General features: G+C 75.7%; 2 protein-coding genes. Both read right to left on the bottom strand.

The genetic code is table 11. From position 1 onward, the window contains the following. Positions 1–13 precede the first annotated feature (13 nt). Positions 14–802: an alpha/beta fold hydrolase gene (locus G3I78_RS08220; protein WP_343243684.1), complete on the bottom strand. Its 789-nt coding sequence runs from the start codon at positions 800–802 to the stop codon at positions 14–16. 43 nt (positions 803–845) lie between these two features. Then, entirely contained in the window at positions 846–9,449 is an 8,604-nt protein-coding gene (locus G3I78_RS08225) for a type I polyketide synthase (protein ID WP_164422190.1), read from the bottom strand. Between the last annotated feature and the right edge of the window lie 5 nt (positions 9,450–9,454).

Here is a 9,454-nt window from a genome sequence, read left to right on the forward strand (position 1 = left end):
CGTTCCGGGCCGTTCAGGGGGCCACGGGCAGGCCGTGCGCGGCGAGCGTGTCGCGGATCGTGTCCAGTACGGCCGTCTGGTTGTGCTCCAGGTAGAAGTGGCCGCCCGGGTAGGTGTGGAACGCGGTGCCCGCGCTGGTGTGCAGATCCCAGGCGCGGGCCTGTTCCAGGGTGGTGCGCGGGTCGCTGTCGCCGACCAGGACGGACACCGGTGCGGAGATCCGGGTGCCGGTGTCGCACCGGTAGCGTTCGACGGCCCGGTAGTCGCTGCGCAGTGCGGGCAGCACCATCTCCAGCAGCTCGGGGTCGGACAGCACCCGGGAGTCGGTGCCGCCGAGGGCCCGCATCTCGCGCACCACACCGGCCTCGTCACGGCTGCTGATGTCGTCGTCCTGCGGGATGCCGGGCGCCCGCCGGCCGGAGGCGAACAGCACGAGGGGCCCGGCGCCCGTGTCGCGCTCCATCAGCCGGGCCACCTCGAAGGAGACGACGGCGCCCATGCTGTGCCCGAAGAGCGCGGTGGGCAGGGCGGGTTCCGCGGCGAGGGCCGGCCGCAGTTGTTCCCAGACGCGGGCGGCCAGGTCACCGAGGTCGTCGACGCACGGTTCGGTACGGCGGTCCTGGCGTCCCGGGTACTGGACGGCCGTGACCTCCACGGCGGGGGACAACGCGGCGGAGACCGGGTGGTAGTAGCTGGCCGATCCGCCGGCGTGCGGGAAGCAGACCAGGCGGACCCGGCTGCGGGGTGCCGCGTGGTACCGGCGCAGCCACAGGCTGGTGTCGGACGGGGTGTGGGTGGTCACGTCGTGGTTCCTCTGCGGTGTCGGGTGCATCGATGGCGGCCGGTCACGGCGTCGCGGTGGCCGGCGGGGGCGGGGCCGGAACGTCTCCGGGCCCGGAGGTGTGGTCGGACGGGTCTGCGGCCGGTTCCTGGTGGAACAGCCGCTCCACGAGATGGGCGGCGACGTCGGCCGGGCTGGGGAAGTCGTAGATCAGGGCGGCCGGCAGGTCCAGGCCGGTGGCGGCGGCCAGCCGGGTCCGCAGTTCCACGGCGGTGAGGGAGGCGAAGCCCTGGTCGAGGAAGTCACGGCCGGTGTCGAGGCCGTCGGGCGACGGGTGCCCGAGGACGCCGGCGGCCAGGGCGCGTACGGTCTCCAGGAGGTGGCCGTGGCGCAGCTCGTCGGGGAGGTCCGCGAGCCGTCGGCGCAGCAGTTCGGGTCCGGTGTCGTCGTGCGGGGTGCCCGCGGCGGGTGCCGCGCCGGTGTCGGGTGCGGGGCCCGCGGTCGCGCCGCGGGCGCGGCGTATCCAGGGACCCAGCAGCGGCAGCGCGGGGCGCAGGGCCTCGGCGACGGCGCCGTCGCCGAGGGCACGGGCCAGCGCCTCCGCGTCCTGGTTCTCGATCGCCTCCCAGATCCGGGCCTCGGGCGGCGGCGCGTCGTGCAGCCAGTAGGCGGTGCGCTGGAAGGCGTACGTCGGCAGGTCGACCCGCCGGGTTCCGGTGCCGTCGAGACAGGCGGCCCAGTCGACCCGTACCCCGTGGGTGAACAGGGCGGCCGACGCGGCGGCCAGGGACTGGCGTTCGGGGCGGTCCGCGCGCAGCAGCGGCAGTGCGGCGGGGCCGTCCGGGATGTCGGCCGCGAGGGCGCTGAGCACCGCGTCAGGACCCATCTCGACCAGGACGCGGGTCCCCGTCTCCCGCAGAGTGGTGAGGACGTCACCGAACCGCACGGCCGACCGGACGTGCCGAACCCAGTAGTCGGGGTCGGTGAGTTGGCCGGGCTGGGCGACCTCGCCGGTGATCCCGGAGACCACGGGCAGCCGGGGTTCGTGGTAGGTGAGGCTCTCGGCGACGAGCCGGAAGTCGTCCAGGATCGGGTCCATCAGCGGTGAGTGGAACGCGTGACTGACCGTCAGGCGCTTTACCTTCACGCCCTGTCGGCGCCACCGCGCCTCCAGTTCGGCGAGCGGGTCCGCCGCGCCGGACACGACGACGGCTCGGGGCCCGTTGACGGCGGCGATGTCGACGCGGCCCGCGCAGCCCTCGTGTCCGGCGAGGATCTCGCGGACGTCGGCCTCGCTCTCCTGCACGGCGAGCATCGTGCCGCCGGGCGGCAGCGCGCGCATCAGGCGGGCGCGGGCCGCGACCAGGGTGACGGCGTCGGGCAGCGACCAGACGCCCGCCACATGGGCGGCGGCCAGTTCTCCGATCGAGTGACCGGCGACGGCGTGAGCGGTGACGCCCCAGGACTCGACGAGCCGGTGGAGGGCGACTTCGAGTGCGAACAGGGCGGGCTGGGTGTTGCCGGTGTCGTCGACGAGGGCGGCCTCGGGGGTGCCGGGTGCGGCGAGCAGTACGTCTCTCAGGGGGCGGTCGAGATGGGTGTCGAAGGCGGCGCAGACTGAGTCGAGCGCCTCCCGGAACACCGCGTGGGAGTCGTACAACTCCCTTCCCGTTCCGGCTCGTTGGCTGCCCTGTCCGGAGAAGAGAAACGCGGTGGTGCTCGGGCCGGGGGTGCCGGTGAGGATCCCGGCGGCCGGGTCTCCGGCGGCGAAGGCGCGCAGGGTGCGGGCCAGGACCGCGGGGTCGTCGGCGGTGAGGGCGGCGCGGTGTTCCAGGGCGGCCCGGGAGGTGGCCAGGGAGCGGGCGATGTCGCCGAGGGTGTCGGTGCCGGTGTCGAGGTGGTCGGCGAGGCGGGCGGCCTGGGCGCGAAGGGCGGCGGCGCCACGGGCCGACAGCAGGACGGGAAACGGTCCGCGCGCCTCGTCGCCGGGGGGTGACTCCGGCCGTTCGGCGGGCGGTTGTTCCAGCACGACATGGGCGTTGGTGCCGCTGACGCCGAAGGAGGAGACGGCGGCGCGGCGGGGGCGCGCGGTCTCGGGCCAGGGCCGGGTGTCGGTGAGCAGTTCGACGTTGCCGGAGGACCAGTCGACGTGCGGCGTCGGCTCGTCCACGTGCAGGGTGCGCGGGGCGATGCCGTGGCGCAGCGCCATGACGGTCTTGATGACGCCGGCGACACCGGCGGCGGCCTGGGTGTGGCCGAGGTTGGACTTGACCGAGCCGAGCAGCCGAGGCCGGTCGGCCGGGCGGTCCTGGCCGTAGGTGGCGAGCAGCGCCTGAGCCTCGATGGGGTCGCCGAGGGTGGTGCCGGTGCCGTGCGCCTCGACGAGGTCGACCTGGTCGGGGGTGAGCCGGGCGGCGGCCAGCGCCTGGCGGATGACGCGTTGCTGGGCGGGGCCGTTGGGGGCGGTGAGGCCGTTGGAGGCACCGTCCTGGTTGACCGCCGAGCCGCGTACGACGGCCAGGACGGGGTGGCCGAGGCGGCGGGCGTCGCTGAGCCGTTCCAGCAGCAGCGTTCCGGCGCCCTCGCCCCAGCCGGTGCCGTCGGCCGCCGCGGCGAAGGGCTTGCACCGGCCGTCGGCGGCCATCCCGCGCTGGCGGCTGAAGTCGATGAAGACGCCGGGGGTGGCCAGCACGGTGACTCCGCCGGCCAGCGCCAGGTCGCACTCCCCCGCCCGCAGGGCCTGTGCCGCGAGGTGCAGCGCGACCAGGGAGGAGGAGCAGGCGGTGTCGACGGTGACCGCCGGACCGTGCAGGCCGAGGGTGTAGGCGACGCGGCCGGAGGCGACGCTCGCGGAGGCGCCGGTGCCGAGGAAGCCGTCGGCGTCCTCGGGCACCGAGCGCAGCCGGGTGGCGTAGTCGTGGTACATCACCCCGGCGAAGACTCCGGTGCTGCTGCCGCGTACCGACAGGGGGTCGATGCCGGCCCGTTCGAGGGCCTCCCAGGAGGTCTCCAGGAGCAGTCGCTGCTGGGGGTCCATGGCGACGGCCTCGCGCGGGGAGATCCCGAAGAAGCCGGCGTCGAACTCGGCCGCGTCGTGCAAGAACGCGCCGTGGCGGGCGTAACTGCGGCCGGGGCGGCCGGGTTCGGGGTCGTAGAGGGCGTCGAGATCCCAGCCTCGGTCGCCGGGGAGGTCACCGACGGCGTCCCGTTCGCCGAACACCAGGTCCCACAGCTGTTCGGGGCTGGTGACGCCGCCGGGGTAGCGGCAGGCCATGGCGACCACGGCGATGGGATCGGTGCCGGTGCCGCGTGGGGCGGGCGCGGCCGGGCGGGCGGGGGCGGTCCGGCCGAGGAGTTCCTCGGCCAAGCGGGCGGCCAGGGCCTCGGGGGTGGGGTGGTCGAAGACGAGGGTGACGGGCAGGCGCACACCGGTGGCGGCGGTGAGCCGGTTACGCAGGTCCACGGCGGTCAGCGAGTCGAAGCCGAGGTCCTTGAAGGCACGGGTCGCGTCGACGGCGTCGGGCGAGCCGTGGCCGAGGACGGCGGCGGCCTGGGGGCGGACGAGGGCGGTGAGTTCGCGGGCGCGGTCGGCTTCGGGAAGGGCGGCGAGCCGGTCGGCCCACGCGGTGTCCGGGACCGCGCCGGCACCGGCGGCGGTGCGCCGGGCCCGTACCGGGACGAGGGTGCGCCACAGCGGGGCCAGGCCGGTGGCGGCGGCCCGGGTGCGCAGCGCGGGCAGATCGAGGTGCGCGGGGACGAGGAGCGGGCCGTGGCCGTCGGCGCAGGCGGCGTCGAGGAGGCGCATGCCGTGCGCGTCGTCCAGGGGCAGGACGCCGCCGGAGGCCATGCGGCGCCGGTCGGTGTCGCCGAGGTGACCGGTCATGGCGCCCGCGCTGGCCCAGAGCCCCCAGGCCAGGGAGGTGCCGGGCAGCCCCGCGGCCCGGCGGTGTGCGGCGAGGGCGTCGAGGTAGGTGTTACCGGCCGCGTACCCGGCCTGGCCGGGGCTGCCGACGACCCCGGCGAGCGAGGAGAACAGCACGAACGCGGTGAGGTCGAGGCCGCGCGTGAGGTCGTGCAGGTTCCAGGCGGCGTCGGCCTTGGGCCGCAGCACGGTGTCGAGGCGCTCGGCGTCGAGCGCGGCGAGGGTGCCGTCGTCGAGGGCGCCCGCGAGATGCAGTACGGCGCGCAGCGGACGGTCGGCGGGGATGCCGGCCAGCAGCGCCTCCAGGGCGTCGCGGTCGGCGGCGTCGCAGGCGGCGAAGGTGACGTCGGCGCCCGACTCGGCCAGTTCCGCGGCGAGTTCGGCCGCGCCGGGCGCTTCGGCACCCTGCCGGGAGGTCAGCAGCAGGTGGCGTACGCCGTGGGCGGTGACGAGGTGCCGTGCGGTGAGCCGGCCCAGCGCTCCGGTACCGCCGGTGACGAGGACGGTGCCCTCGGGGTCCCAGGGTGCGGCGGGACCGATGGTCTCGGGGTGCGGCAGCCGGATCAGCCGGGGGGCGGTCACCGTGCCTGCGCGCAGGGCGAGTTGGGGTTCGTCACCGGCGAGCGCCGCGGGCAGCGCGGCCCAGGAACGCGGGTCGTCGTCGGTGTCGGCCAGCACGAGGCGCCCCGGGTACTCGGACTGGGCGGAGCGCGCCAGCCCCCATACGGCCGCGGCGGCCAGGTCGGTGACGTCCTCGCCGGGGTCGGCGGCGACGGCACGGGAGGTCAGTACGACCAGCCGGGCGTCCTCGCAGCGGGGGTCCGCGAGCCAGCCCTGCAAGGTGCCGAGCGCGTCGGCCGTGAGCTCACGGGCCTGGTGCGCCGCGGCGCCGTGCGCGGTCAGGTCCAGCAGGACGACGGGCGGCACCGGCCCGTCGGCGACGGGGGCGAGGGCGACCCCGGCGGCGGCGAGTGCGCCCGGTATCCCCGGGGAGGGCTCGATCAGCACGCCCCAGGACCGTTCTTCCCCGTCAGGATCGCCCAGGGGCACGGTGGTCCATTCGATGCCGTACAGCACCTCGGCGTCGGTCGGGCCGGCGATGAACGACTCGGCGGCCATGGGCCGCAGGACGAGTCCGCCGACGGTGGCGACGGGGGCGCCGACCGCGTCCGCCGCGTCGAGGGTCACAGTGTCGGGGCCGGTCCTGCGCAGGCGTACGCGCAGGCTGGTCGCGCCGTGGGCGTGCAGGGCGGTGTCGGTGAAGGAGAACGGCAGCCGGCCGGGGCCCCGCGGATCGTCGGCGAACAGGCCGGCGGCCATGATGGCGTGCAGTCCGGCGTCCAGGAGCGCGGGGTGCAGGGCGTACCGTGCGGCGTCCCGGTGCTGGCCGGCGGGGAGTTCGACGTCGGCGTACACGTCGTCGCCGTGCCGCCAGACGCGGCGCAGGCCCTGGAAGGCGGGGCCGTAGCCGTAGCCGACACCGGCGAGGGCGGGGTAGAGGTCTTCGGCGTCCAGGGGTTCGGCGTCGGCGGGCGGCCAGTCGGCGAGCGGTTCGCCGGGCGGCGGGGTGCCGGGGGTGAGGAAGCCGGTGGCGTGCCGGGTCCAGGACAGGTCGTCGCCGTCGGGGGCGGCGTGGATGGTGAGCGGCCTGCGGCCGGCCGGGTCGGGGGCGCCGACGCGGACCTGGACGCGTACGCCGCCGGTGGCGGGGAGCGCCAACGGGGTCTCGACGGTGAGTTCCTCGACGCTCTCGCAGCCGGCCTGGTCGGCGGCGCGCAGGGCGCACTCCAGGAACGCGGTGCCGGGCAGCAGTACGGTGCCGTGCACGGTGTGGTCCGCGAGCCAGGGGCGGCCGCGCAGGGCGAGGCGGCCGGTGAGCAGCAGTCCGTCGCCCTCGGCGAGGGTCAGGGCGGCGCCGAGCAGACCGTGGTCGACGCCCGCGAGGCCGAGCCCCGCCGGGTCGCCCGCGCCGGTCACCGGGACGGCCGGCCAGAAGCGGCGGTGCTGGAAGGCGTAGGTCGGCAGGTCGACGGGGCCGGTGGCCGGGCCGGGCAGCAGCGGGGTCCAGTCGACGTCGGCGCCCGCGCAGAACGCCTCCGCGACGGACTCCGCGAACCGGGCCGGGCCGCCCTGGTCGCGGCGGAGGGTGCCCAGTGCGGTGCCGCCGCCGTCCGTCTCGTCGAGGGTGCCCTGGACGGCCATCGCGAGCACGGGGTGCGGGCTGACCTCGACGTACACGCGGTGCCCGGCGTCGGCGAGAGCGGTGACGGCGTCCTGGAGGCGGACGGGGTTGCGCAGGTTGTCGTACCAGTAGCGGGCGTCGAGCGTGCCGCCCTCGACCCAGGTGCCGGTGCAGGTCGACAGCATGGGGACGGCGGGCGCCTTGGGGGTGACACCGGCGAGGGCGTCGGTGATCTCGGTGGCCAGCCGTTCGACCATCGGCGAGTGGGAGGCGTAGTCGACGGCGATCCGTCGGGCCTCCACCCCCGCTTCCGCGCAGGCGGCGAGGAAGGTGTCCAGGGCGTCGGTCTCGCCGGAGACCACGACCGCGCGGGGCCCGTTGACGGCTGCGATGCCGATGCCGTCGGTGAGGAGCGGCGCCACCCGGTCGGCGGGGGCGAACACCGAGACCATGCCGCCGGTCCCGGCCAGCCGCCGGATCGCCTTCGACCGCAGGGCCACGACTCGCGCGCCGTCTTCGAGGGAGAGGGCTCCCGCCACGCAGGCCGCCGCGATCTCACCCTGTGAATGACCCACCACCACGGCCGGTTCGACGCCCACCGACCGCCACAGCGCGGCCAGCGACACCATCACCGCCCACAACACCGGCTGTACGACGTCCACTTGGTCGATCTCGCCACTGGTGAGGACGTCGGTGAGCGACCAGTCGACGCAGGGGGCGAGCGCGGCCTCGCACTCGGCGACGGCCTCGGCGAACACCGGGCTCGCGGTGAGCAGTTCGCGTGCCATGCCGGTCCACTGGGCGCCTTGGCCCGGGAAGACGAACACGGCACCGCCCCGCCCCCGTGCCCGGCCGCGGACCAGGCTGCCCGGCTGCTCCTGCCCGTCCGCCAACGCGTGGGCCGCGGTGCGGAGTTCGTCGCCGGCCGCGCCGAGGAGTACGGCGCGTTCGGCGAGGACGGTACGCCCGCCGGCCAGGGCTCGGGCCACCGCGAGGGGTTCGGCGTCCAGTACGGCGAGCCGCTCCGCCTGCGCGGCCAGCGCCTGCGCGGTGTGGGCGGTGACGACCCAGGGCAGGACGGGGAGGCTGCCGTCGGTGAACGGCACGGGGACCGGCTCGGCCTCGATGTCGGCGTCAGGATCGGCCTCGATGTCGGCGGCCGGGGTTCCGGTCGGCCGCGGCGGGCCTTCGAGGATGGTGTGGGCGTTGGTGCCGCTGACGCCGAAGGAGGAGACCGCGGCGCGGCGGGGGCGGCCGGTGTCGGGCCAGTCGGTCGGCGAGGTGAGCAGCCGGACCGCGCCGGCGGTCCAGTCGACGTGCGGCGAGGGGTCGTCGACGTGCAGGGTGGGCGGCAGCATGCCGTGCCGCAGGGCCATGACCATCTTGATGACGCCGGCCACTCCGGCCGCCGCCTGGGTGTGCCCGATGTTCGACTTCACCGAGCCGACCCACAGCGGCAGTTCGGGGTCACGGCCCTGACCGTAGGTGGCCAGCAGGGCGCGCGCCTCGATGGGGTCGCCGAGGGTGGTGCCGGTGCCGTGCGCCTCGACGGCGTCCACGTCGCGGGCGCCGAGTCCGGCGCCCGCGAGGGCCTGCCGGATGACGCGGCGCTGGGAGGGGCCGTTGGGGGCGGTGAGGCCGTTGGAGGCGCCGTCCTGGTTGACGGCCGTACCCCGCACCACAGCCAGCACCCGGTGTCCCAGCCTCAGGGCGTCGGAGAGCCGCTCCACGAGGAGCACGCCGACGCCCTCGCCCCAGCCGGTGCCGTCGGCCGCCGCGGCGAAGGCCTTGCACCGGCCGTCCGCCGCGAGGCCGCGCTGCCGGCTGAAGTCGACGAAGACACCCGGTGTGGTCATCACGGTGACGCCACCGGCCAGGGCCATGGCGCACTCGCCCCGCCACAGCGCCTGCGCCGCGAGATGCAGGGCGACCAGCGAGGAGGAACAGGCCGTGTCGACCGTGACCGCCGGACCCTCCAGACCCAGCACGTACGAGAGGCGGCCGGACATCACGCTCGCCGCGTTGCCGGTGCCGATGTACCCCTCGACGCCCTCTTCCCGTGCACCCATCAACGGGGCGGTGTACTGCTGGCCGTTGGTGCCGACGAACACGCCGGTGCGTGAGCCGCGCAGCCCGGCGGGGTCCAGGCCGGCGCGCTCGATCGCCTCCCAGCCGGTCTCCAGCAGGAGCCGCTGCTGCGGGTCCATGGCGAGCGCCTCGCGCGGTGAGATCCCGAAGAACTCCGGGTCGAACTCGGCGGCCCCGTCCAGGAATCCGCCTTCCCGGACGTACGACGTCCCGGGGTGGTCCGGGTCGGGGTGGAACAGTGTCTCCAGGTCCCAGCCGCGGTCCTCGGGGAAACCGGACACGGCGTCCTTGCCGGAGGCCACCAGCTCCCACAACGCCTCCGGCGAGTCCACGCCACCCGGAAACCGACAGGCCATGCCGACGATCGCCACCGGCTCCTGACCGCCCGACTCCAGCTCCTTCACCCGCTGACGGGCCTGGTGCAGATCGGCCGTCACCCGCTTCAGGAAGTAGCGGAGCTTCTCCTCGTTCGCCATGTCGT

The sequence above is a fragment of the Streptomyces sp. SID13726 genome (genome assembly GCF_010548375.1).
Classification (GTDB): domain Bacteria; phylum Actinomycetota; class Actinomycetes; order Streptomycetales; family Streptomycetaceae; genus Streptomyces.

What these genes read in the sequence shown, in the direction of transcription:
- G3I78_RS08225 (WP_164422190.1), bottom strand. Translation starts at nt 9,449, where the DNA reads ATGGCGAACGAGGAGAAGCTCCGCTACTTCCTGAAGCGGGTGACGGCC.